At 69.2% G+C, this 21570-nt stretch carries 28 protein-coding genes; 15 read left to right on the top strand and 13 right to left on the bottom strand.

Annotated elements, in window-relative coordinates; translation table 11 throughout:
• Positions 1-4 precede the first annotated feature (4 nt).
• Genes ACFWNN_RS34510 through ACFWNN_RS34500 form a run of 3 tightly spaced genes read left to right on the top strand, consistent with a single transcriptional unit; the run spans position 5 to position 854 of the window.
• The gene (locus tag ACFWNN_RS34510) at positions 5-337 is read left to right on the top strand and encodes an ArsR/SmtB family transcription factor (RefSeq protein WP_382444140.1); all 333 of its coding nucleotides are present in this window, start codon (positions 5-7) and stop codon (positions 335-337) included.
• A complete protein-coding gene (locus ACFWNN_RS34505) occupies positions 334-456 on the top strand; it encodes a hypothetical protein (protein ID WP_382444139.1) in 123 nt (40 codons plus the stop codon). The genes ACFWNN_RS34510 and ACFWNN_RS34505 overlap by 4 nt, the downstream gene beginning before the upstream one ends.
• The gene (locus ACFWNN_RS34500) at positions 453-854 is read left to right on the top strand and encodes an arsenate reductase ArsC (protein ID WP_382444138.1); all 402 of its coding nucleotides are present in this window, start codon (positions 453-455) and stop codon (positions 852-854) included. The genes ACFWNN_RS34505 and ACFWNN_RS34500 overlap by 4 nt, the downstream gene beginning before the upstream one ends.
• Here the strand turns inward: ACFWNN_RS34500 and ACFWNN_RS34495 are convergent.
• Positions 840-1667: an oxidoreductase gene (locus ACFWNN_RS34495; protein ID WP_382444137.1), complete on the bottom strand. Its 828-nt coding sequence runs from the start codon at positions 1665-1667 to the stop codon at positions 840-842. The genes ACFWNN_RS34500 and ACFWNN_RS34495 overlap by 15 nt on opposite strands.
• A gap of 152 nt (positions 1668-1819) precedes the next feature.
• Between ACFWNN_RS34495 and ACFWNN_RS34490 the strand changes: the two genes are divergently transcribed.
• Entirely contained in the window at positions 1820-2677 is an 858-nt protein-coding gene (locus tag ACFWNN_RS34490) for a helix-turn-helix transcriptional regulator (protein WP_382444136.1), read from the top strand.
• On the opposite strand, the gene ACFWNN_RS34485 is transcribed toward ACFWNN_RS34490, so the two are convergent.
• Together ACFWNN_RS34485 and ACFWNN_RS34480 are read right to left on the bottom strand one after the other, a co-directional pair.
• Positions 2661-5321, bottom strand: a complete 2661-nt coding sequence (locus tag ACFWNN_RS34485; protein ID WP_382444135.1) for an alpha/beta hydrolase family protein — start codon at positions 5319-5321, stop codon at positions 2661-2663. The genes ACFWNN_RS34490 and ACFWNN_RS34485 overlap by 17 nt on opposite strands.
• 221 nt (positions 5322-5542) lie before the next feature.
• On the bottom strand, positions 5543-5704 hold the full coding sequence (locus tag ACFWNN_RS34480) for a hypothetical protein (RefSeq protein WP_382444134.1): 162 nt from the start codon (positions 5702-5704) through the stop codon (positions 5543-5545).
• Between the two features lie 68 nt (positions 5705-5772).
• Here ACFWNN_RS34480 and ACFWNN_RS34475 point away from each other — a divergent pair, with 68 nt between their 5' ends.
• The 4 genes from ACFWNN_RS34475 to ACFWNN_RS34460 all read left to right on the top strand — a co-directional run bounded on the left by ACFWNN_RS34475 (position 5773) and on the right by ACFWNN_RS34460 (position 8994).
• Entirely contained in the window at positions 5773-6369 is a 597-nt protein-coding gene (locus ACFWNN_RS34475) for a histidine phosphatase family protein (protein ID WP_382444133.1), read from the top strand.
• Positions 6369-6839 carry a GNAT family N-acetyltransferase gene (locus tag ACFWNN_RS34470; RefSeq protein ID WP_382444132.1) on the top strand — a complete coding sequence of 157 codons (471 nt, stop codon included), beginning with the start codon at positions 6369-6371 and terminating at the stop codon, positions 6837-6839. Before ACFWNN_RS34475 ends, ACFWNN_RS34470 begins: the two co-directional genes overlap by 1 nt.
• 125 nt (positions 6840-6964) lie before the next feature.
• Complete coding sequence (locus ACFWNN_RS34465) at positions 6965-7381, top strand: DUF5684 domain-containing protein (protein ID WP_382444131.1); 417 nt, start codon at positions 6965-6967, stop codon at positions 7379-7381.
• Positions 7382-7518: 137 nt separating this feature from the next.
• Positions 7519-8994 (top strand): glycoside hydrolase family 28 protein, encoded by a 1476-nt coding sequence (locus ACFWNN_RS34460; protein ID WP_382444130.1) that lies wholly within the window; start codon positions 7519-7521, stop codon positions 8992-8994.
• On the opposite strand, the gene ACFWNN_RS34455 is transcribed toward ACFWNN_RS34460, so the two are convergent.
• From ACFWNN_RS34455 to ACFWNN_RS34445, 3 genes are all read right to left on the bottom strand, one after another.
• Positions 8991-9803, bottom strand: coding sequence for an SAM-dependent methyltransferase (locus ACFWNN_RS34455; protein ID WP_382444129.1), 813 nt, complete (start codon positions 9801-9803; stop codon positions 8991-8993). The two genes, ACFWNN_RS34460 and ACFWNN_RS34455, sit on opposite strands and share 4 nt — an antisense overlap.
• Before the next feature lie 143 nt (positions 9804-9946).
• The gene (locus tag ACFWNN_RS34450) at positions 9947-10651 is read right to left on the bottom strand and encodes a S1 family peptidase (protein ID WP_382444128.1); all 705 of its coding nucleotides are present in this window, start codon (positions 10649-10651) and stop codon (positions 9947-9949) included.
• 91 nt (positions 10652-10742) lie between these two features.
• On the bottom strand, positions 10743-11162 hold the full coding sequence (locus ACFWNN_RS34445; protein WP_382444127.1) for a hypothetical protein: 420 nt from the start codon (positions 11160-11162) through the stop codon (positions 10743-10745).
• Between the two features lie 252 nt (positions 11163-11414).
• On the opposite strand from ACFWNN_RS34445, the gene ACFWNN_RS34440 reads away from it, so the two are divergent.
• Together ACFWNN_RS34440 and ACFWNN_RS34435 are read left to right on the top strand one after the other, a co-directional pair.
• Positions 11415-12347, top strand: a complete 933-nt coding sequence (locus ACFWNN_RS34440) for a diacylglycerol/lipid kinase family protein (protein ID WP_382444126.1) — start codon at positions 11415-11417, stop codon at positions 12345-12347.
• Between the two features lie 246 nt (positions 12348-12593).
• Entirely contained in the window at positions 12594-12848 is a 255-nt protein-coding gene (locus tag ACFWNN_RS34435) for a WhiB family transcriptional regulator (protein WP_330853468.1), read from the top strand.
• Between the two features lie 142 nt (positions 12849-12990).
• Here ACFWNN_RS34435 and ACFWNN_RS34430 read toward each other — a convergent pair whose 3' ends face one another.
• Complete coding sequence (locus ACFWNN_RS34430; protein WP_382444190.1) at positions 12991-14469, bottom strand: histidine kinase N-terminal domain-containing protein; 1479 nt, start codon at positions 14467-14469, stop codon at positions 12991-12993.
• Between the two features lie 54 nt (positions 14470-14523).
• Between ACFWNN_RS34430 and ACFWNN_RS34425 the strand changes: the two genes are divergently transcribed.
• Positions 14524-14598 (top strand): 50S ribosomal protein bL37, encoded by a 75-nt coding sequence (locus ACFWNN_RS34425; protein ID WP_369809028.1) that lies wholly within the window; start codon positions 14524-14526, stop codon positions 14596-14598.
• 66 nt (positions 14599-14664) lie between these two features.
• Here the strand turns inward: ACFWNN_RS34425 and rsrA are convergent, their stop codons facing one another.
• Positions 14665-14925 (bottom strand): mycothiol system anti-sigma-R factor, encoded by a 261-nt coding sequence (rsrA, locus tag ACFWNN_RS34420; RefSeq protein ID WP_382444125.1) that lies wholly within the window; start codon positions 14923-14925, stop codon positions 14665-14667.
• Positions 14922-15596, bottom strand: a complete 675-nt coding sequence (locus ACFWNN_RS34415) for a sigma-70 family RNA polymerase sigma factor (protein ID WP_245821883.1) — start codon at positions 15594-15596, stop codon at positions 14922-14924. Before ACFWNN_RS34415 ends, rsrA begins: the two co-directional genes overlap by 4 nt.
• A gap of 50 nt (positions 15597-15646) precedes the next feature.
• Between ACFWNN_RS34415 and ybaK the strand changes: the two genes are divergently transcribed.
• Positions 15647-16123, top strand: a complete 477-nt coding sequence (gene ybaK / locus ACFWNN_RS34410) for a Cys-tRNA(Pro) deacylase (RefSeq protein ID WP_382444124.1) — start codon at positions 15647-15649, stop codon at positions 16121-16123.
• Here the strand turns inward: ybaK and ACFWNN_RS34405 are convergent.
• From ACFWNN_RS34405 to ACFWNN_RS34390, 4 genes are all read right to left on the bottom strand, one after another.
• Positions 16120-16611 carry a hypothetical protein gene (locus ACFWNN_RS34405; protein WP_382444123.1) on the bottom strand — a complete coding sequence of 164 codons (492 nt, stop codon included), beginning with the start codon at positions 16609-16611 and terminating at the stop codon, positions 16120-16122. The genes ybaK and ACFWNN_RS34405 overlap by 4 nt on opposite strands.
• Positions 16612-16740: 129 nt before the next feature.
• Positions 16741-17286 carry a DinB family protein gene (locus ACFWNN_RS34400; protein ID WP_382444122.1) on the bottom strand — a complete coding sequence of 182 codons (546 nt, stop codon included), beginning with the start codon at positions 17284-17286 and terminating at the stop codon, positions 16741-16743.
• A gap of 42 nt (positions 17287-17328) precedes the next feature.
• Positions 17329-17940 (bottom strand): alpha/beta family hydrolase, encoded by a 612-nt coding sequence (locus tag ACFWNN_RS34395; RefSeq protein WP_382444121.1) that lies wholly within the window; start codon positions 17938-17940, stop codon positions 17329-17331.
• On the bottom strand, positions 17937-18647 hold the full coding sequence (locus ACFWNN_RS34390; RefSeq protein WP_382444120.1) for an SOS response-associated peptidase: 711 nt from the start codon (positions 18645-18647) through the stop codon (positions 17937-17939). Before ACFWNN_RS34390 ends, ACFWNN_RS34395 begins: the two co-directional genes overlap by 4 nt.
• Positions 18648-18732: 85 nt before the next feature.
• On the opposite strand from ACFWNN_RS34390, the gene aroA reads away from it, so the two are divergent.
• The 3 genes from aroA to ACFWNN_RS34375 are packed head-to-tail and all read left to right on the top strand — an operon-like array spanning position 18733 to position 21565.
• Entirely contained in the window at positions 18733-20001 is a 1269-nt protein-coding gene (aroA, locus tag ACFWNN_RS34385; protein ID WP_382444119.1) for a 3-phosphoshikimate 1-carboxyvinyltransferase, read from the top strand.
• 3 nt (positions 20002-20004) lie between these two features.
• The gene (gene rsgA / locus ACFWNN_RS34380) at positions 20005-21003 is read left to right on the top strand and encodes a ribosome small subunit-dependent GTPase A (RefSeq protein WP_382444118.1); all 999 of its coding nucleotides are present in this window, start codon (positions 20005-20007) and stop codon (positions 21001-21003) included.
• A gap of 28 nt (positions 21004-21031) precedes the next feature.
• Positions 21032-21565: a hypothetical protein gene (locus tag ACFWNN_RS34375; RefSeq protein WP_382444117.1), complete on the top strand. Its 534-nt coding sequence runs from the start codon at positions 21032-21034 to the stop codon at positions 21563-21565.
• Positions 21566-21570: the final 5 nt, after the last annotated feature.

Raw genomic sequence — 21570 nt, 5'->3', positions numbered from 1 at the left:
AAGAGTGTCGAATCAAGAGTGCTGCGCCGGTGTCGGCGCTGCCCCGCTGGACGTCGAGCAGGCCGCCGAGCTGGCCGCCGTGTTCAAGGCGCTGGGGGACCCGGTGCGGTTGCGGTTGCTCTCGATGATCGCGTCTCGCGAGGGCGGGGAGGTGTGCGTCTGCGAGCTGACGCCTGCCTTCGAGCTGTCGCAGCCGACGATCTCGCACCACCTCAAGCTGCTCCGGCAGGCCGGGCTCGTCGACTGCGAACGGCGCGGGACGTGGGTCTACTACTGGGCTTTGCCCGCCGCGCTCGACCGGCTCGCCGGGTTTCTGCGCACCTCCGTCACGGCATGAGCCCGCGACGCCGGGCGGCCGCGGAGGCGGTTCCGTTCGTCATCGCGCAGGTCCTCGGCGGCGGCCTCGGTCTCGTGGTCGCCGCCCTCGTGCCCAAGGTCAAGGAGCCGACGTCGTGAGCCGTCCGTCCGTGTTGTTCGTCTGCGTGCACAACGCCGGCCGGTCCCAGATGGCCGCCGCGTTCCTCACGCACCTCGCCGGAGAACGCGTCGAGGTGCGGTCGGCGGGATCGGCGCCCGCCGACTCGATCAACCCCCACGTCGTGCAGGCCATGAAGGAGATCGGCATCGACATCTCGGCGAACGAGCCGAAGGTGCTGACGACCGCGGCCGTCGAGGCGTCGGACGTCGTCATCACGATGGGGTGTGGCGACGCCTGTCCGTTCTTCCCCGGCAAGCGGTATCTGGACTGGACGCTCGACGACCCCGCCGGCCAGGGCGTCGAGCAGATCCGGCCCATCCGCGACGAGATCGAACGGCGCGTGCGCGGGCTCGTCGACGAGCTAGACGTCCGTTGAGCGGGACAGCTCCTGCCACTTCTCCAGGTCCGCGCCGACGGCCGCGAGCTTCGTGCGGATGTCGCTGAGCGTCGACGTGCCCAGAGGCAGCCGGGCCGGCATCTCGTCCGCGGCCGCGATGGTCAGGATCGCCTGAGCGGCCTTCACCGGGTCGCCTTCCTGCTGCCCGTGCGACGCTTGCGCCCACTCACGCGACGCACCGCCCGTGGCGGCGTAGTCGTCGATCACGCGCGAGACGTGGCTCAGCGACGTCGAGGCGAGGAAGTCGGTGCGGAGCGGGCCCGGCTGGACCGAGGTGACCTGGATGCCCAACGGGGCCAGTTCGAGACGCAGGGCCTCGGTGATGCCCTCCAGCGCGAACTTCGTCGCGCTGTAGACGCCCCAGCCCGCCCAGGCGACCACGCCGCCGGTCGAGCTGATGTTGAGGATTCGGCCGGAGCCGGCGGCGCGCATGATCGGGGTGACGGCGCGCAGGACGGTCATCAGGCCGAAGACGTTGATGTCGAAGACCGCACGGGCCTCGGCGTCGCTCGTTTCCTCGACGGCACCGACGAGGCCGCGGCCCGCGTTGTTCACGAGGACGTCGATGGTGCCGAAACGGGCCACGGCGGCCTGCACCGCCTCGTCGGCCTGCCGTTCCGAGGTGACGTCCAACGGCAGCGCGAGCAACTTCTCGGCGTGGCCCGGCAGAGCCTTCTCGATCTCCTGCGGGTCGCGGGCGGTCGCGACCACCGACTCGCCGGAAGCGAGGGCGGCCTTCGCGATTTCCAGACCCAGGCCGCGGGAAGCGCCGGTGACGAACCAGACAGACACGGTGTTCTCCTCAGAACCGATGTTGTTGACGCTTTCCATTACGTCTCAACGCAAGGCCGAAGAGAACGGGATAACTGGTACCCCTCAGCGTGGCTCTGGCAGTACCACCCACGAAGTGCCGGACCACGAACGAGAAAGCCATACTCGAACCCATGACCAGCGAACTGCGCGACTTCCTCACCTCGCGGCGCGCGGCACTGAGCCCCGAGGACGTGGGACTGCCCGCGGCCACGACCCCGCGCAAGGTCAAGGGGTTGCGGCGGGCGGAGGTCGCGATCCTCGCCGGGGTCAGCGTCGACTACTACGTCAAGCTCGAGCAGGGGCGGGCGCGCAACGTGTCCGAGCAGGTCGTCGACGCGATCGCACGGGCGCTGCGGCTCGACGACGTGGAGAGCCGGTACTTCGCCTCGCTGTTGCAGCCGGAGGCCAGGCGGGCGGCCACGACCAGGGCCAGGCCCGCGTTGCAGTCGATGATCCGCGCCATCGACGTGCCCGCCGTCATCCACGGGCCGCATCTGGAGATCCTCGGCATCAACCACGCAGGCAAGGCGTTGCTGGACGACTTCGAGGCCATGCCGGTGGAGGAGCGGAACCTGGCCACGTGGATGTTCCTGAACCCGCGGGCGAGGGTCGTGTACCGGGACTGGACGGAGATCGCCGCCGACATCGTGGCCACGTTGCGCGCGTCGATCGTGCCCGGACGCGCCAACGAGGCGGTGTCCAAGATCGTCGGGGACCTGAGCACGCGGTCGGAGGAGTTCGCGGCCATGTGGGCGGACTACCGGCTGTCCGAGCACCAGCACGGCGTCAAGCGGTTCTTCCACGAGGCCGTCGGGGACATGAAGCTCAACTGGCAGACGCTCGCACTGCCGGACGCCGGGGGTCAGACCGTGGTCATATACAGCGCCGACACCGGGTCGCCGTCGGAAGAGAAGCTGAGACTCCTGAACAGTTGGACCGCGGGTGGCCGCCGAAGCGACCACCCGCGCACCGTCACACCGCCTCAGTGACCTTGCCGACGACCTCGAAGTCGGTGCCGGTGGGGTTGAAGCCCTCGAACTTCAGCCGCACCTGCTCCTCCCCCTCGGTCTCCGCGTCGGCCACCGTCGGCACCCCGAACTCGAACGAGGTCGCGCCGGCGTCGATGTACACGTAGAGCCCGAGTCCCGTCGTCGACAACGGCCTCGACGGCAGCGGCTCCTCGCCCGAGTTGGACCGCAGCCAGGCCGGGTCCACGTCCGTTGTGGACAGTTCGGCGCCGGACGCGGGCGCGGCCGGGGTGCCGTAGAACGTGAACGCCGCGTCGGCGGGCTCGGACAGCGTCAGCTTCCACCTCAGCGTGCCGCCCTCCGCGACGCTGTCGGCGACCGGCGTCACGGTCAGCTTCGGCATCGGGTCGTCGTTGCGCACCAACAGGCCGCCCGTCGCGGAACCGACCACCGCGTTGGAGATCGCCTGCACCTGCACGGGGTTCAGCACGTCGCCGCCCCAGCGGGTGTTGCCGGTCCACGTCACCGGCACCTCGGCCTGGCGCTCACCCGGCTTCAGCGTCACCAGCTTCGTCACGGGCTTGTTGCCCGGTTCGTTGTAGAACAGCCGGAACACGCGGGTGCCGTTGCCGGTGGCCGTGATGACGACGTTGCGGGTCTGCGTGCCGGAGTCGCCCTCGGGCACCTCCGTGATCACGGAGTCGACGCGGGCGAGCCGCGTCGGCACCACCGGGACGAGACCCTTGTCCCACCCGTGCGCGTCGATCAGCCACGCCTCACCGGACGCCGACTCGGGCACCAGTTCGAGCGAGGCGACCTTGCCGAGACCGTGCGGCAACGGCACGCGGACTTCCTGCGCCCACAACGAGGTCGTGCGGTCGCTGCCGGGCAGACCGGCCACCGACACCGAGCCGAGCGAGTGCTTCCGTCCACTGTGGTCGGTCACCGCGACGCCGAACTTCGACGCCGCCGCGTTCGGCGGAACCGCGAGGCGCAGCGCGAGCTCACGCGATCCGGCCAGCGACACCGGCGCGGCGGGCGTGACCACACCGGCCTGTCCAGCCGAGGTCCACTTCAACGCCACCGCAAGACGTTCGGGCTGGGACACCGCGCCGCGGAAGCCGACGAAGTGCGGCGAACGCGCGCCACCACAACCGACGGCCGCGTCACGGGACGTCTCCTGGCACACGCGCGCACTGCCGGACGCACCCGTCGCACCGTCCGGCACGACGAAGGACTTGCGGTCGGCGCCGACGCCGTGCGCGAGCACACGGGCCGGGTCGGCGGACGGAGCACGCACGCCCGAACCGTCGAGCAACGGCAGCACGGACTCGTCCCGGCCGAGGAACAACCGCGCGGCCGCGGCGTAATAGGTGGCACCCGCCGCCTGCTGCTGGTCGGCGGTCAACCGGGTGGGCGTGCCGGGCGTGCACAGCGGGTCGGGCTGCTCGCCCGGCCAGAAGTCGTCGAACGCCGGCGCCTCGGCCTGGCCCGGAGTCCACTCGCTGTTGAAGTAGTTGTGGTTCATGCCGACCATGTAGAGCGCGCTGTGGAACGCCTCACCGCGGCTCAGGCCGCGGGTCTGGTCCACGAACATCTGCCCCTGCAGGTCGGACACGTCCCCGTCGCAACCGGGCAGGAACGTCACCGAGGGCACGTCGGGCGCCGGGTTGTGGCCGAAGATCGTCGGTCCCACGAGCACGGTGCCGCGGATGTTCCAGCGCACCGGACCGGAGAACCCCGTGTCGACGGCGGGCGGCGTGAGACTGTCGGTGGCGGCGCGGTTGACGCCCTCACCCCCGCGCGAGTGCCCCATCAGCATGACCTTCGACAGGTCGGCGGCGGGTCCCGACTTCACCGCGGCGGGCACCGAACCACGCCCGGCGGCCCAGTCCGCCCACTTCGCGAGGTGGTGCCGCACCAGCGACGACCGGCCCTGCGCACCCGCGTCCGGGGTCCCGGCGTCCTGCGCGTTGACACCGTTGGCGGAGATCGAGACCGTCAGATATCCCTGCGACGCCAGCAACTCCTGCGCCTTCAGGTACCCCTTGTGGCTCGGCACGGCCGTCATCCCGCTGGGGCACGGCCAGTTCAGCGTGATGTTGTTCGGGTTGGTCTTGCTGTAGCACGTGAAGTGCCTGCCGTGCAGGAAGAGCACGAGCGGGCGCTTGCCCGGCGCACCCTTCGGCGCGACGACGACGCCCTCCATCTCGATCGGCGCCGCGTAACCGGGCAGCTTGACCGAGTCGAGCGCGTACTCACCGGTCGTGGTCGCGTACTGCCCGGGCTTGCCGGGATCGACGCCGCCGTCGGGCTGCACCGCGGGCAACTGCGGCGCGGACAGGCTCGCCACCGGCGGCTCGAAGACGTCGAGTCTCTTGCCGGCGGACCGCACCTGGAGCGCGGCGGGGTCCTTCAGCTCGGCCTGCAACGTGTAGGTGCGCAGGTTCGCGGACTCTCTGGCGTGACCGAGGAACCGGTCGCCCTCCCAGAACTCCACGCCGGCCTCGCGCACCGGCATCGCCGTGGGCGTGGTCCACCGGATGACGTCGCCGGAGACGCTCCAGCCCGGTGTGGACGGTGTGCCGGGAGCGGCCGAGGCGGGCAGTGCCGGGAGAACTCCGGCCAGCAGAACAGGTACTAACAGCGCGACTGTGCGACGCATGTGTGGGTCCCCCTCAAAAAGGATCCACTCCGTTCTATCGACGTCGTACAGGACGCGGCACGCAATTCTGCCCGGAATCTGCCAATCAAAACGAGAACCAGCCGGGAGTATTACGCCGTTCGGCCCAACGAGGTGGAATTCCCCTCATCAACGGGCATGTCGGCGCAATTCACCAGCATTTCGAGCAGAACCGAAACGTCGTTCGCGAAGGACCGGGAAATTCACCGGCCCTCGTGGTCTCCGTCGCGCTCGTTCTGACTGAGCTTGTTCCAGGTCGAGGTCAGCTCCGCCCGGATGCGCGCCACGCGGACCCCGAAGGCCTCGCGGATCTCCTGGGCGTTCACGTCGTCGGGTGCGCCGTGGTCGGGGCTCTCGGCGGTCATGGCGAGCGGGGTACCTCGAAGGTGGACTACTCCAAACGTGCTCCCCGTCACTCCTTAGGATCAACGGGGTGAGCACCCACCTCTACCTGCTGCGGCACGGCCAGACCGAGTGGTCCGAGAGCGGCAGGCACACGGGACGCACTGACATCGAGCTGACGCCGGAAGGCGAGCAGCAGGCACGCCGCGCAGGCGCCACGCTCGCCCGGCTGCGAGGAACGGACCAGGCGCCCGCGCTCGTGCTGACGAGCCCTCGGCAACGCGCCACCCGGACCGCCGCCCTCGCTGGGCTGGAGGTGAACGCGACCACCGAGGACCTCGCCGAGTGGGACTACGGCGACTACGAGGGCATCACCACGCCGCAGATCCGCGAGCGCGTGCCCGGCTGGACGGTGTGGTCGCACCCGATGCCCAACGGCGAGACGCACGCCGAGGTGCAGGAGCGGGCCCGCAAGGTGCTCGGCGAGGTGCGCAAGATCCTGCCCGGCGGCGACGTCGTGCTGGTCGGGCACGGCCACTTCAGCCGCGTGCTGATCGCGGCGTGGCTCGGGCTCGCACCGGACCAGGGCGTCCACTTCGGACTGGACCCGGCCGGCATCTGCCAGCTGGGCGACGAGCGGGGCGACCCGCAGGTGCGCAGGCTCAACGTGCCTGCCTGGGAGGTGTGATGATCCGGCGGATCGAGCCGCGTGACGTCGACGCGGCCGTTGGGCTCGTGTACGAACTGGCGCTGTACGAGAAGGCGCCGGAGCAGTGCCACCTGACGTCGGAACAGTTGCACACCGCGTTGTTCGGCGAGCACCCCGCGTTGTTCGGCCACGTGGCCGAAGTGGACGGTCGGGTCGTCGGGATCGCGTTGTGGTTCCTGAACTTCTCCACCTGGGACGGCGTGCACGGCGTCTACCTGGAGGACCTCTACGTCACGCCGGACCAGCGCGGCAACGGCCTCGGCAAGAAACTCCTGCAAGCGCTTGCCCAGGAGTGCGTCGCGCGAGGGTACACCCGCCTGCAGTGGTGGGTGCTCAACTGGAACGAGCCGAGCATCGGGTTCTACAAGTCCTTGGGCGCCATACCGATGGACGAGTGGACGACCATGCGCGTGACGGGTGAGGCACTGTCCGCACTCGCTGCCGACTGAAGGTCTACGGAAGGTCTCGAAAAGCTCACGAAACAGGTATTCCACTGAGGACAGGTCCACGGTCCTGGCAGCGTCCCCGCTCGCCGATCCCCCGGCACAAGCAAGCGTGGAAAGAAGGAACGACCGTGGGCACTGACCCGACTACGATCGACCCCGCCGTCTCGACCGGCATCGGTGTCGTCGGCACGATCATCTACCTGGCGATCGCCGTCTTCGGCATCGTCGTGTTCTGGAAGACCTTCGCCAAGGCCGGTCAGCCGGGCTGGGCCGCGATCATCCCGATCTACAACATCTACGTCCTGCTGAAGGTCGCGGGCCGTCCGGGCTGGTGGCTGATCCTGCTGCTGATCCCGATCGTCAACATCGTCATCCTGGCGATCGTCTCGATCGACGTCGCGAAGTCCTTCGGCAAGGACGCCGTCTTCGGCATCGTCGGCCTGTGGCTGTTCAGCATCATCGGTTACGCGATCCTCGCGTTCGGTGGCGCGCAGTACCGCGGCCCGGCGGCTCTCGCGGGTGTCCAGGGCGCCTACAAGGGCTGAGCACGAACCTGAGAGGCCGGGCCGCGAAGTCACCCCTGTACTTCGCGCCCGGCCTTCTCTAGGCTCGTCCATGAAACCGTTTTCAGTCTGTTTCATCCGCCGCCGCCCTCAACGACGAGTGGAAGGACCTCGACACGATGAGGCGTCGACTGACCGGCGCGTTCGTCGCACTAGCGGTGGTCGTGGCACCGGTGGGCGTGGCGAAGGCGGCCAGCTTCAACGTCAAGGACTACGGCGCGAAGGGCGACGGCAAGGCGATCGACTCGGTCGCCATCGACAAGGCCATCACGGCGGCGTCCGCGGCGGGAAACGGCACCGTCGAAATTCCGCCCGGCACCTACCTGTCGCGCTCGATCCACCTCAGGAGCAACGTCACCATCAACCTCCAGCAGGGCGCGCGGATCGTCGCGTCCGGCAGCGGCATCGACGCGCCGGAACCCAACCCGACCTACGGCAAGTATCAGGACTTCGGGCACAGCCACTTCCGCAACGCCCTGCTGTGGGGCGAGAACGTCGAGAACATCAGCTTCACCGGCAAGGGCGTCATCGACGGCGCGAACAAGCTGGAGACCGGCGAGAACATCCCCGCGGGCAAGGGCGACAAGATGCTGTCGCTCAAGTTCTGCAAGAACGTGAACATCACCGACGTGACGTTCCGCGAAGCCGGTCACTTCGCCATCATCGTCAACGGCTGCAACGGGATGAAGCTCGACCGCATCACCGTCGACACCCCGGACGACCGCGACGGCATCAACTTCATCAACAGCTCCAACGTCGAGCTGTCGAACTCCACGATCATCTCCAGCGACGACGCGGTCGCGTTCAAGAGCGACTACGCCACCGGGAAGACGTTCCTCAGCGAGAACAACGTCGTCCGCGACTCCACGATCCAGTCGACCGAGAACAACGCCATCCAATTCGGCTCGGAGACCTGCGGCAGCTTCCGGAACATCCAGTTCCGCAACCTCAAGGTCACCGGCGCCTCCAAGGCGGGCCTCGGCATGGTGTCGATGGACGGCGCGGTGATCGAGGACGTCCTCTACGACAACATCCAGCTCACCAGGACAGGTTCGCCGATCTTCCTCCACGTCGGCAAGCGCGGCCGCTGCCCGGACAACCCGCCGACGGGCAAGATCCGCAACATCACCTACCGCAACATCACCGGCACGAACCTCACGGCACCGCGCGACATCCCGGGCGACCCCGAGTACGCGTCGACCATCTCCGGCCGGTCGGACTCGAAGATCACCGGCCTCACGTTCGACCGCGTGCGGCTCACGGTTCCCGGCAACCACAAGGAGTCCGACGCCTCGAAGAACCCGCCCGAGGTGTCCGACGCCTACCCGCCGCGGATCTTCGGCGTGCGCCCGGCGTTCGGGTTCTGGATCCGCAACGCGACGGACGTGCGGTTCCTCAACAGCACCATCGAGTTCGAGAAGAACGACGGGCGCCCGGCGTTCACCACGGACGGCGTGCAGAACATCTCGCTCGACGGCGTCCAGGTGGAACGCAGCACCGGCGCGAACGACCTGCTGTGGCGCAGGAGCAGCGGGACCTCGGTCACGAACAGCACGACCACCAACGGTCAGGGGCTGCGGGCCAAGACGAGCTAGACCATTCCGACCGCGCCGTACGTCGACGCGTCGGCGGCGGCCGAGGCACCGGGCAGCTCGCCGTCCGCCCTCCAGTGGGCGGCGAGCACCAGGCCGGGTTCGAGCAGCTTCAAACCGCAGAGGAACTCCTCCACGTCCTGCTTGGAGCGCGGCACGAGCTTCGACCCCATGTCGTCACCGAGGCCGGCCAGCTGGCCGACGAGCTCCGGCTCCACGTCCATCGTGAGGTGCGTTAAGGCGACGATGCTGCCCTCGGACAACGCGGCCCGATAGCGCGCCACGACGCCCGCGGGCTCGTCGAGCACGAACGGGAGGACGCCGACCATCAGCACGGCCGTCGGCTGGGTGAAGTCGATCAGGCGGCGGGTCTCGGGGTGCCGCAGCACGGCGCCGACGTCGCTGATGTCGGACTGCACGATCGCGGCGTTGAGGTTGTCGCGCAGCATCGTGCGGGCGTGGGCGACGGTCACCGGGTCGTGGTCGACGTAGACGACGCCGCAGGACGGGTCGATGGACTGCGCGACCTCGTGCACGTTGCCGGCGGTCGGGATGCCGCTGCCCAGGTCGAGGAACTGGCGGATGCCGTACTCCTCGACGCACAGGCGCACCACCCGGCGGGAGAACGACCTGATCGTGCGCGCTATCTCGGCGACGGGGAACCGCTTGATGCTGTCTTCGGCCACCGCGCGGTCAACCGCGAAGTTGTGCGCTCCGCCGAGGTAGTAGTCGAACAGCCGAGCCAGATTTGGGCGTTCGGAATCGCCGTTTGTCGTCACCCGCTGCGGGCCGTCCTGCACTGCGCACCTCACCCTGCTCCCGAGCGGCGCGAACGCTGGAGGCACGGTAACCGGCTACTCCGTTCGTGTCCATCCACCATTCGTGGTCACGTAGGGTGATGGCCCCCGGCCGGAGCCGGGGGCCATCGCAGGGTTACCGCTGGTCAAGCAGGGTTTCACACACCGGCGTTGCTGGTGATCCAGGACCGGTAGGTGGCGATGCGGGTGTAGTTGGAGCGGGTCGAACGGTCCGAGGTGGACGCGACACCGACCTGCTTGCCGGCACCGAACATCGGGCCGCCCGAGTCACCACCGGCGGCGATGCCGTCGATGCGCTGGACGGAGATCGCCCGGCCGCCGCGGTAGTCGGTGCCGTTGGGGTTCGTGACCCGCGTGTTGGCGACCTTCAGGTAGCGCGACTGGCAGTTGATCTCCGGCTGGTTGGTGCACGTGGCACCCCAGCCGTAGAGCTGCACGGTCTGGCCGGTGGCGACGCCGTCCGAGGAGCCGGCGAGCGGCGAGAACGGCGCGTTCATGTTGGTGCTGACCTGCACGAGCGCCAGGTCGGCAGACGGGTGCTTGATGATCCGGGTACCGGTCACCAGCTGGCCGCCGGTGGTCTGGTCCAGGCTGCCCGCGCGGAACGTGTACGTGCCGGACGACGCCACGCAGTGCTCGGCGGTCAGGATCCACCGAGGAGCGATCTTCGTCGCGGAACAGTTCTCACGGCCGTTCACGAAGAGACGGGCCGCGTACGGGAAGTTGGAGGCGTTGCCGCCTCCGATGATCATCGGCGACATGCCCGGTTCTTCGGGCGCAGCGTTCGCCGTGGGAGCTGCGAGGGTGAATGCCGCCAGGAAGGCACCCGCGATCGCGGTCATAACACGCATGGTTGGTCACCTCATGTGTGCAGGGAGTGGTTAAGCAACCACGCACAGCTTCACCCGTCGGTGTGAGGCTGACCACCCTCCGTTAGTCGGCTTTGTCACCTTCGTTCACATCGGGCTCGCCCATCGCCCAGCGGCGGCCGTCGTTCGTGAACAGGAAGACGAGCACGACGACGCAGTAGATGCCGCCCAGCGAGCCGAGCAGCTGCTGTTCCGACGGTCCGTACGCGTACCAGGCGCACCCGAGCAGCAGCAGCTGCGTGACGATCACGGGCGTGCGGGCGCCGTGGTGGCCGCGGAAGAGCAGCACCGTCGCCAGCAGAACCGCGCCGAACCAGATCACGAGGACGCCGGCCGCGCCGAGGATCGGGCCCGCCGGGTGCGCTCCCCCGATCACCCGGACGACGAGGGCCAGGCCCAGCCCGACACCACCCAGTCCCTGCAGGAAGGCGAGCACGGCGGCGATGCGGACCGGCCGAGGGGGCGCCGGGATCGCAGTGGTCACGAGCGACCTCTCCTCACGTTCTGTACCTGGTCACGGATCGTAGGCCACCCGGTTGGAGGTCTTCGGAACCACGCCCGGCGCGGGAAGATCAAGGGGCCTTCAGCGAGCCGGCGGTCGTCCGGGGTGCACTCGTCTGCGGGGCGGACGCGATGCTGACGGAAGGGAGATTTGCGCCACTTTCGTGAGGCTGGAGCCACCCTGAGGGAGGACATGCGCGCGGCTGACCGTCACGCACTGTCTTACTCTCAAGTAGTGCGCGCTCTTCTCGTGGTGAACCCGCAGGCGACTACAACGACGCCGGCGGGCCGTGACGTACTCGCGCACGCACTCGCCAGCGACGTGAAGCTGGAGGTCGTCCAGACCTCGTACCGGGGCCATGCGGCGGACGCCGCCCACGAGGCCGCGGAGGGTGGGTTCGACCTGGTCATCGCCCACGGCGGCGACGGCACGGTCAACGAGGTGGTCAACGGAATCCTGCGCGCGGGCCCCCGTCCCGACAAGCCGATGCTGGGCGTCGTGCCCGGCGGTTCGGCCAACGTGTTCGCGGGCGCGCTCGGCATCCCGCGCGACCCCGTCGAGGCCACGCACGTCCTCCTGCAGTCGATCGAGCACGGCACCAGGCGCCGGATCGGGCTCGGCCAGGTCTTCGCGGACGTCATCGAGGGCGGCCGCTGGTTCACCTTCAACGCGGGCATGGGCCTCGACGCCGATGTCGTCGCGGGCGTGGAACGCAAGCGCGCCAAGGGCCGCAACGCGAGTCCCGTGCTTTATCTCTCCGTCGCCCTCAAGGCCTATGCGCAGATCGTGCGCAAGCCGCAGCACTTCACCGTCGAAGTTCCGGGCGAGTCGTTCGACGACGTCGGCATGGTGTTCGTGTCGAACACCGACCCGTGGACGTACTTCGGCGACAGGGCGATCCAGCTCAACCCCAGCACGTCGTTCGACGGCGGGCTCGGCCTGAGTGCGCTGAAGACGATGCGGGTACCCACCGTCGGGCGCTTCATCGCCCAGGTCCTCGCCACCGGGAATCCCAAGAGCGCGAAACTCGTTCGGCGTGACGACGTGGGTTATGTCAGAGTGAAGTGCGAGGAGCCCGCGAACCTCCAGGTCGACGGAGATTTCCTCGGAACGACCACTGCGGTGGAGTTCCGGGCGGTCCCCGATGCGTTGACTGTTGCCGTATAAGGAACTTGACAGTCCGTGATCGGTTCGTGACCGTCTCGGTACTCACCCGGGATGTACTGCAGTCGAGTGACAGCAGAGCGTGAAACCCCAGGTGAACGCTGTCGATCTTTTGGGTGAGTTCACTCACCGGGTCAGTGCTTACCCCTTGACATCCCGGCCGTTCGTGAAAGCATTCACAAGCACCCCAAAAACGACCGCTGACAACCGGCGTGCCTTCGTGCGCGCCTTGGCTGAGGAGTAGTTCCAATGGACTGGCGCCACCGCGCAATCTGCCGCGACGAGGACCCCGAGCTGTTCTTCCCCGTTGGGAACAGTGGTCCCGCGCTTCTGCAGATCGCCGAGGCGAAGACCGTCTGCCGCCGTTGCCCCGTCGTCTCCGACTGCCTCGCGTGGGCACTCGAGAGCGGCCAGGACGCCGGCGTCTGGGGCGCGATGAGCGAGGACGAGCGCCGCGCTCTCAAGCGCCGCAACGCCCGCACGCGCGCCCGCAGCAACGCCTGAGCAGGCTGTTCGCCGCATAGCTGACATATAAGAAGAAGCCCGACACCGTGCCAGGTGTCGGGCTTCTTCTTTTGTTTGCACACCCTCCCGCATGACCACGTGAGACCGCTGAGGCTGGTCGTCACGTGTGCACGGCGTTAGTTTAGCGCCGCCCCCGCAGCGGCACGCGCAGGACCGCCTCAGTACCGCCTCGGGGCCGTCGCCGCAAGCTCAAAGACCCCCTCAGTTCGGAATCGACGAGGGTCCGAACGATCTGCAGACCGAGCCGGTCGGTGCGTTCCAGCGAGAACCCCTGCGGCAGGCCCTTGCCGTCGTCGGTGATCGTCACGTCGAGCCACTTCGCGGTCCGCTCGGCGTGCACGACGACCTCCCCGCGCTGGCCAGGGGCATAAGCGTGCTCGAAGGCGTTCTGCACGAGCTCGGTCAGCACCATCACCAGCGGGGTGGCGATCTCGGAGGACACGATCCCGAACCCGCCCTCGCGACGCACCTTCACCTGGGTCTCGGTGACCGCCACGTCACCCATCATCGGGATGACCTTGTCGACCACGTCGTCGAGGTCGACGCGCTCGTCGACGGACATCGACAACGTCTCGTGCACGAGTGCGATGGAAGTCACACGGCGGACCGACTCCGCGAGCGCCTCCTTCGCCTCCGGGTTGCTCAACCTGCGGCTTTGCAGCCTCAGCAGGGCCGCGACGGTCTGCAGGTTGTTCTTCACCCGATGGTGGATCTCGCGGATCGTGGCGTCCTTGGACATCAGCGCGCGGTCACGGCGACGCACCTCGGTGACGTCGCGGCACAGCACGATGGCGCCGGCGGCCTGCCCGCGTGGCCGAAGAGGCAAGGACCGGAACAACACCGCGGCACCGCGCCGTGACTCGGCCTCCATGCGCATCGACGGCTGCCCGTCGAGCGCCTGCCGGATGCGTTGCGCGACCTCGGTGGCGTCGAACGGGTCACCGATCAGGCTGCGGGTGAGCGGCGCCAGGTGCACGCCGACCAGGTCGGACGCGTGCCCCATGCGGTGGTACGCCGACAGCGCGTTCGGCGAGGCGAACACCACCGCGCCGGACGGGTCGAGCCTGATCAGGCCGTCGCCGACGCGCGGGCTGGTGTGCACGTCCGGTGAGGGTTCGGGCGCCGGGAACGTGCCGTCCGCGATCATCTGGCACAGGTCGGCCGCACTGCCGAGGTACGAGATCTCCAACGGCGACGGCACCCGCGGCACGGCCAGGTTCGTGCTGCGGCTCAGCACCGCGATGACCTGGCCGCCCAGCCGCACCGGGATGGTCTCGCGGCGCACCGGCACGCCCAGGTGCCAGCGCGGGTCCTCCTCGCGGCAGATCCGCGCCTCGTCCATCGCCCGGCGCAGCTGCGGGTGCTCGTCGCTCTCGACCTCGCTGCCGACGACGTCCTCGGGATGGGCCGTCGGCGCCGTCGTCGGGCGGGCCTGGGCGACGCAGAGGAACCTGTCGTCCTCCAGCGGCACCCACATGACGAAGTCGGCGAACGACAGGTCGGAGAGGAGCTGCCACTCCGCGACGACCAGCTGCAGGTGGTCGACGGCGGCGCCGGGGAGCTTGGTGTGCTCGGCCAAGAGGTCCGTGAGCGTGCTCAGAACTCCTCCATGAGAAACTGGTGGGTGAAGCAGTTCTGATCCTAGGAGACACCCATGTCGAAGCGTGCTCGCAAGCGCCGCGACCGCAAAAAGGGCGGCGCCAACCGAGGCAAGCGCCCCAACGCCTGAGTGCTGCGAAAGGCCCTGGACACCACCACGGTGACCAGGGCCTTTTGTCTTGCTTGAGGGACTGCGTCAGTCCTCGGTGCGAATCTCCACGATCGTCGCCCGGATGCGCGCCTTCAGGTCCGCCGGGGCGTAGTCGCCGCCGCACTTGCGGGCGAGCAGCGCCTTGAGGTGCTCCTCCAGCCCGAACTGCTCGAGGCACGGGTGGCACTCGTCGAGGTGCGTCTGGAGCGCCGCCCTGCGGGTTCCGTCGCATTCCTGGTCGAGGAACAGCCAGACCTCGGCCAGCACCTCTGAGCAGTCGGTGTCGTGGGGTTCGCCGCAGTTCATGACGCGTCTCCGTTGCTGCCGTTGCCGCTACGGAGGAAACCACGGTCTCGTGCGACGTCCGCGAGCATGTCGCGGAGCTGGCGACGGCCCCGGTGCAACCGGGACATCACCGTGCCGATCGGGGTGCCCATGATGTCTGCGATCTCCTTGTACGCGAAGCCTTCGACATCGGCGAGGTAGACCGCGATCCGGAACTCCTCCGGCAACCGCTGCAATGCTTCCTTGACGTCGCTGTCGGGCAGGTTGTCGAGTGCCTCGACCTCGGCGCTGCGCAGCCCGGACGAGGTGTGGCTCTCCGCCTGCGCCAGCTGCCAGTCCGTGATCTCGTCGGTCGGCTGCTGAATCGGCTGGCGCTGCTTCTTGCGGTAGCCGTTGATGTAGGTGTTCGTCAGGATCCGGTACAGCCAGGCCTTCAGGTTCGTGCCCTCCGAGAAGGACGCGAACGCCGAGTAGGCCTTGAGGAACGTCTCCTGCACCAGGTCCTCGGCGTCAGCCGGGTTGCGCGTCATGCGCAGGGCTGCCGAGTACAGCTGGTCGAGCATGGGCATAGCGTCGCGCTCGAAACGCGCAGCGCGTTCCGCCGTCGTCTCTGTCGTGCCGGTGGCGGGCACCGCGCTCCCTTCCCACAGGTTCTGGGTCGGGACTGACTTTACGCGTGACCGCTCGAGCATGTTCGTTGCCACGTTCTGGGTAACAACGCGGGGCCTGGTAGTAATTCCGCATGGCCGGACGTGGGACCCCCGCCACAGCGCTGCTGGACAAGCAGCGGGTGGCGCACACCTTGCACTCGTACGAGCACGACCCGCGGCACGAGTCGTACGGGTTGGAGGCCGCCGAGGCGCTGGGGCTCGAGCCGGGCCGGGTGTTCAAGACCCTCGTGGCCGACGTCGACGGCAAGCTCGCGGTGGGCGTCGTGCCGGTGACCGCGCAGCTCGACCTCAAGGGACTCGCGGCGGCGCTGAAGGGCAAGAAGGCCCGCATGGCTGTGGTGGCCGATGCCGAGCGCGCCACCGGATACGTCGCCGGCGGGATTTCGCCGTTGGGGCAGAAGAAACGGCTGCCCGTCGTGGTCGACGCGTCGGCGTTGGAATTCGGCACCATTTTCTGCAGTGCCGGCAGGCGCGGCCTCGAAGTCGAGATCGCGCCCGCCGAACTGGTGCGGCTCACGGCCGCCGTCGTTGCTTCGATCAGCGCTTAGCTGACCGGGGCCATCAGGTTTCCGATCCGGACGATCGCGCCGAGGCCGGACGGCCACGCGACCGTGACCCGGTCGCCCAGGCTCCCCTGGCCGGGCAGGTCGAACCGGATGGACGCCGGGTTCACCCGCGGGCCGTGGCTCTGCGAGCTCACGTAGACGGCGGCCTCGTGGTTCCCCCCGACCAGCGCCTCGCTGTACTCGCCCTGCCCTCCTGCCAGCGGAACGTTCATGTCCTCGCCGTTCGCGTCGAGGAAGCGCACGTTGCTGAGGCTGCCGCCGATCCGGCAGTCCGCCCCTTCCGCGGGGGCGAACCTGATCCAGTGCGCCTTGCTGGCGATGGTGGGCGAGCGCATGTCGTGGGCGCTGATCACCAGGTCGGCACCGGTGCACCACGGCGTCTCCGCCTGCGCCTGGGCCGCGGTGATCGCCGCACCGGACACGAGCGCCGCACCCGCTACCGCGATCGCGACATTTCGAAACATCTTCAACGTGTTCTCCCCGAATACGTCTCGATTGGCATTTCCCCTACGTTTCAGGTGACGCCATCGACGCGCATTCGGTTGCCCGGGAGAACAATTGCCGTACTTTCGGCTGAGGCAATGGCCGATCGGCCCGGGCTATTCCCCCGTCTGGCCGTCGATCGCCTCGCGCAGCAGGTCGGCGTGGCCGTTGTGGCGGCTGTACTCCTCCACCATGTGCGTGAGGATCCAGCGGAGGCTGACGGTGCGGTCGTCACCTCGCCACGGCTTGCGCTTGGCCGGTTGGCCGAGGTCGCCGGTCTCCAGGGCTTCCTCGACGGCCTTGCGGGCGCGGTCGACCTCGTCCTGCCAGAGCGCGGTGAGCTCTTCGGGGGTGTGGTCCTTGGCCGAGTGCCAGTCCCAGTCGTAGTCGGCCTTCCAGTCGACGCTCGCCCACGGTTCCAGCGGCTCGCGGTCGTGCAGGACCACGTGGAACCACTGCTGCTCGACGTAGGCGAGGTGTTTGACGAGGCCACCGAGGGTCATCTCGGACTTGGCGGTGGTCTCGGCGAGCTGGGCGGTGGTCAGGCCGCTGATCTTCCACGCGAGGGTCGCGCGCTGGAAGTCGAGGAAGCCGTTCAGGGTGGCGAGTTCGTCGCCGTCCGTCGGAGGTTCGGGCCGGCCTTGGTCATCGAGAAGCGTCATGGGGCGGCACAGTAATCCGGTGCGGCCCGGTGAGCAGGCGATTTAGTCGAGCGGGCGGAGGACGCGGTCCAGCCACTCGCCGACGGAACGGCCGACGTCGCCCACCGAGGCCTTGAGCGAGTGGTCGCCCTTGAGCAGCACGACCTCGCGGTGGGTGGCGCGCGGGGGCTGGCCGAACGGGTCGTTCTCGCCCTGCACGACCAGGGTGGCGACCTCCACGCCGTCCAGCTCGGCCATGCGGGACTTCTCCGGCTTGCCCGGCGGGTGCACGGGGAAGGCGAGGCAGAGGACCGCGACGGCCTGGCCCTCGACCGAGGTGCGGCAGGCCACGCGGGCGCCCGAGGACCTGCCCCCGAAGACGAGGGGCAGGCCGTCGAACCAGCGTTCGCCGAGGTCGTCGACCACGGACATCCAGGCCGTGTCGAGCTGGCCCGCGGGCGCCGGGGCACGGCGGCCCGCGACGCGGTAGGGCTGTTCGATCAACGCCACGTGCACGCCGACCGAGTTGGCGGCGCGGCAGGCGGCGACCAGGTCAGGGGCCTCCACGCCGCCGCCGGCGCCGTGGCCGAGGAGCAGTGCGGCACGCGGTTCGTGGGCACAGTGCAGGGAGGCCCGCGCGGGGCCGTGCGGCGTGTCCACCAACAGCGTGGTCACGACAGGTCTACGCGTTCGAGCAGGGAGGCGTCGTTGTTCTTCACGCTGCCCACCGCCGTCGAGACGGGGCGCAGTTCGAGGGCCTCGATGATCGACTCGTCCGGGGTCAGCAGCTCGGACGGGTCGAGCGACGTCGGGTCGAGCCACGCCGACCAGCGGTCCTGCGGCAGCAGCAACGGCATGCGGTTGTGCACGTCGGTCAGCACGCCGAGGGAGTCCATGGTGATCACCGCGCACGTGACGGTCGGAACGTCGTCCTTCCACCACACGGACCAGATGCCCGCCATCGCGAGCGACGTGTCGTCCCCGAGCGTCATGAAGTACGGCTGCTTGCGGCCCTCGGCCGCCTTCCACTCGTACCACCCGGCGGCGGGGATGATGCAGCGCCGCTTGGTGACCGACTGCTTGAAGGCGGGCTTGGTCAGGATGGTCTCGGCCCGTGCGTTGATCATCTTGGCGGCGCCGGACAGGTCCTTGGCCCAGTGCGGCACGAGGCCCCAGCGCATCACGCGGACGCTGCGCTCCACGTCGTCGCCGGCAGTGTCCGACTCCTCGCCAGGTGGCTTGCGCTCGACGACGGCCATGACGTGCTTGGTCGGGGCGATGTTGTAGTCCGCCCCCGGTGCCTCGTCGCCGGTCCCGTCCACCGCGTCGAACTCGGCCGCCAGCAGCGCCGGGTCCTTGGTGGAGGCGTACCTACCACACAAAACCGATCACCTCCGAAGTCCCAATCGTCCCACGCCGGGAACACCTGTGCGAGCCTGCCCGGTCGGCGTGCGGGATCATTGCCGCATGACTCAGCACTGGTCAGCCCCCAGCGCGTCCGGCCCAGTCCACTCGACCGTGCCGGTGCCCGGCTCGAAGTCGATCACGAACCGCGTCCTGGTGCTCGCGGCGCTGGCCGACGGGCCGTCGACGGTCCACGCTCCGCTGCGCAGCCGTGACACCGTGCTGATGGCGGCGGCGCTGACGTCGCTCGGCATCGGGTTCACCGACCGCGCGGACGGCGGCTGGGACGTGCTGCCCGGCCTGTTGCGCGGTCCCGCCGACGTCGACTGCGGCCTCGCGGGCACGGTCATGCGCTTCCTGCCGCCCGCCGCCGCGCTGGCCGAGGGCGCGATCAGGTTCGACGGCGACCCGCACGCCCGCACGCGACCGATGAGCACCGTGCTGGGTGCGCTGCGGTCGCTGGGCGCGGAGATCGACGGCGACGCGCTGCCGTTCACGTTGCGCGGCACGGGTTCGGTGCCCGGCGGCGAGGTGACGATCGACGCGTCGGGCTCGTCGCAGTTCGTCTCGGGGCTGCTGCTGTCGGCCGCGCGGTTCGACAAGGGCGTGACGGTCCGGCACGCCGGCAAGCCGGTGCCCTCCTTGCCGCACATCGAGATGACGGTCCAGACGCTGCGCTCGGTCGGCGTCGAGGTGGAGACCGACGGCACCACGACGTGGCGCGTCGAGCCCGGCGTGATCAAGGCGCGGACGTGGCACGTGGAGCCGGACCTGTCGAACGCGACGGTGTTCCTGGCGGCGGCCGCGGTGACCGGCGGCGAGGTGACGGTCCCGCACTGGCCCGCCGAGACGACCCAGCCGGGTGACGCGGTGCGCGGCATCCTGGAGCGCATGGGCTGCACCGTCGAGGTGGACGAGCGCGGCCTGACCGTACGCGGCCCGGAGAAGCTGACCGGCGTGGACATCGACCTGCGCGACGAGAGCGAACTGACCCCGACCGTCGCCGCCCTCGCGACGCTCGCCGAGGGTCGCACGATCATCCGCGGCGTCGCGCACATCCGCGGCCACGAGACGGACCGCATCGCCGCCCTGGTCAACGAGATCAACGCGGTCGGCGGCGACGCGACCGAGACCGAGGACGGCCTGATCATCGACCCGAGGCCGTTGCACGGCGGGGTGTGGCAGGCCTACGCCGACCACCGGATGGCGACGGCGGGCGCGATCATCGGCCTGGTGGTGCCGGGCATCGAGGTGGACGACATCGGCAGCACCACGAAGACCATCCCGGACTTCCCTGGCATGTGGAACGCCATGCTCACCGGGGGCGCGTAGACCGTGAGCAAGCGGGACTGGCGCAAGCTCGACGAGTCCGACGTGCGGGTGCGCCCCGGCAAGGGGACGCGGCCGCGCAGCAAGAGGCGGCCGGAACACGCCGACGCCGAGACGGCGATGGTCATCGGCGTCGACCGCGGCCGGTGGACGTGCGCGTTGGACGACGGCGTCGTCGTCACGGCGATGCGTGCGCGCGAACTGGGCCGCACGCCCGTCGTGGTCGGCGACCGGGTCGGCATCGTCGGCGACACGTCGGGCCAGCCGGACACGCTGGCCCGCATCGTGCGCGTCGAGGAGCGGACCTCGGTGCTGCGCCGGACCGCGGACGACACCGACCCGTTCGAACGGGTCGTCGTGGCGAACGCCTCCCAGCTGATCATGGTCGTGGCGCTGGCGGATCCCCCGCCGCGCACGGGTTTCATCGACCGGTGCCTGGTCGCCGCGTACGCGGGCGGCCTGGAACCGGTGCTGTGCCTGACGAAGTCGGACCTCGCGTCCCCCGACTCGCTGCTGGCGCTGTACACCGAGCTCGACGTGCCGGTGGTCGTGACGCGCTCCGACGAGGAACCCGCCGAGCTGCGCGCACGGCTCTCCGACACGGTGTCGTGCCTGATCGGCCACTCCGGCGTCGGCAAGTCCACGCTGGTCAACAAGCTCGTGCCGGACGCGAACCGCGCGGTCGGCGTGGTGTCCGGCGTCGGCAAGGGCCGGCACACCTCGACCCAGGCCGTGGCGCTGCGGCTGCCGGACGGCGGCTGGGTCGTGGACACGCCGGGCATCCGCTCGTTCGGCCTCGCGCACATCACGCCGGACGACATCGTGAAGGCGTTCCCGGACTTCGCCGAGGCCGCCGAGGAGTGCCCGCCGGGCTGCGGCCACCTCGGAGCACCCGAGGACCCGGGCTGCATGCTGGACGAGCTGGTGCCGGACGCGCCGGGCCGCCTCACGTCGTTGCGGCGGCTGCTGGCCTCGAGGGCCGGGCTGGACGACTACACGGATTGAGGTTGCGCAGGTCAGTCACACTGATCGCGTGAGCAGACTTCTGGGGGTCGCCTTGCTGTGCGCTGCCCTCACCTCGTGCACGGCGGCGATCCCCGGACCGCCCCCGAAACCGGTGCCGACCACGTCCCCGCGCATCGACAAGCCGCGGAACCTGGCGGCGTTCGACACCTGCAAGGCACTGCCGGTCGACGGCAGCAGCCCGAACCTGAAGTCGACGCCGATCCCGCCCGCGCCCGACCCGGCGCATCCGGGGTTCTGCAAGTACACCTTCACCTACCCGGCCAGCACGGTGACCGTCCTGGTCGGACTGGAGGAGATCGAGTACGACGAGGTGAAGAAGGCCCACCCGAGCGGTCACCAGGGAGAGATCGACGGGCACACCGTGTGGTTCGGCTGCGACCAGGACGCCTCCGAACTGGACTGCGGCGTGTGGGCGGCGGTCGGCTACGCGCGGTCGCTGACGGTCAAGGTGGCGTCTCCGGGCGCGAACGAGGGGTGGCTGCTGAGCCACCGCATCACCTTGATCCAGTTCGCGCTCGACCGTCTGCCCGTGTCGTCATGAGGAAG

It is taken from the genome of Lentzea sp. NPDC058450 (genome assembly GCF_042721395.1).
Classification (GTDB): domain Bacteria; phylum Actinomycetota; class Actinomycetes; order Mycobacteriales; family Pseudonocardiaceae; genus Lentzea.
Note: the sequence above shows the minus strand (reverse complement) of the source record. Positions and strands in the feature narration are given on the sequence as shown.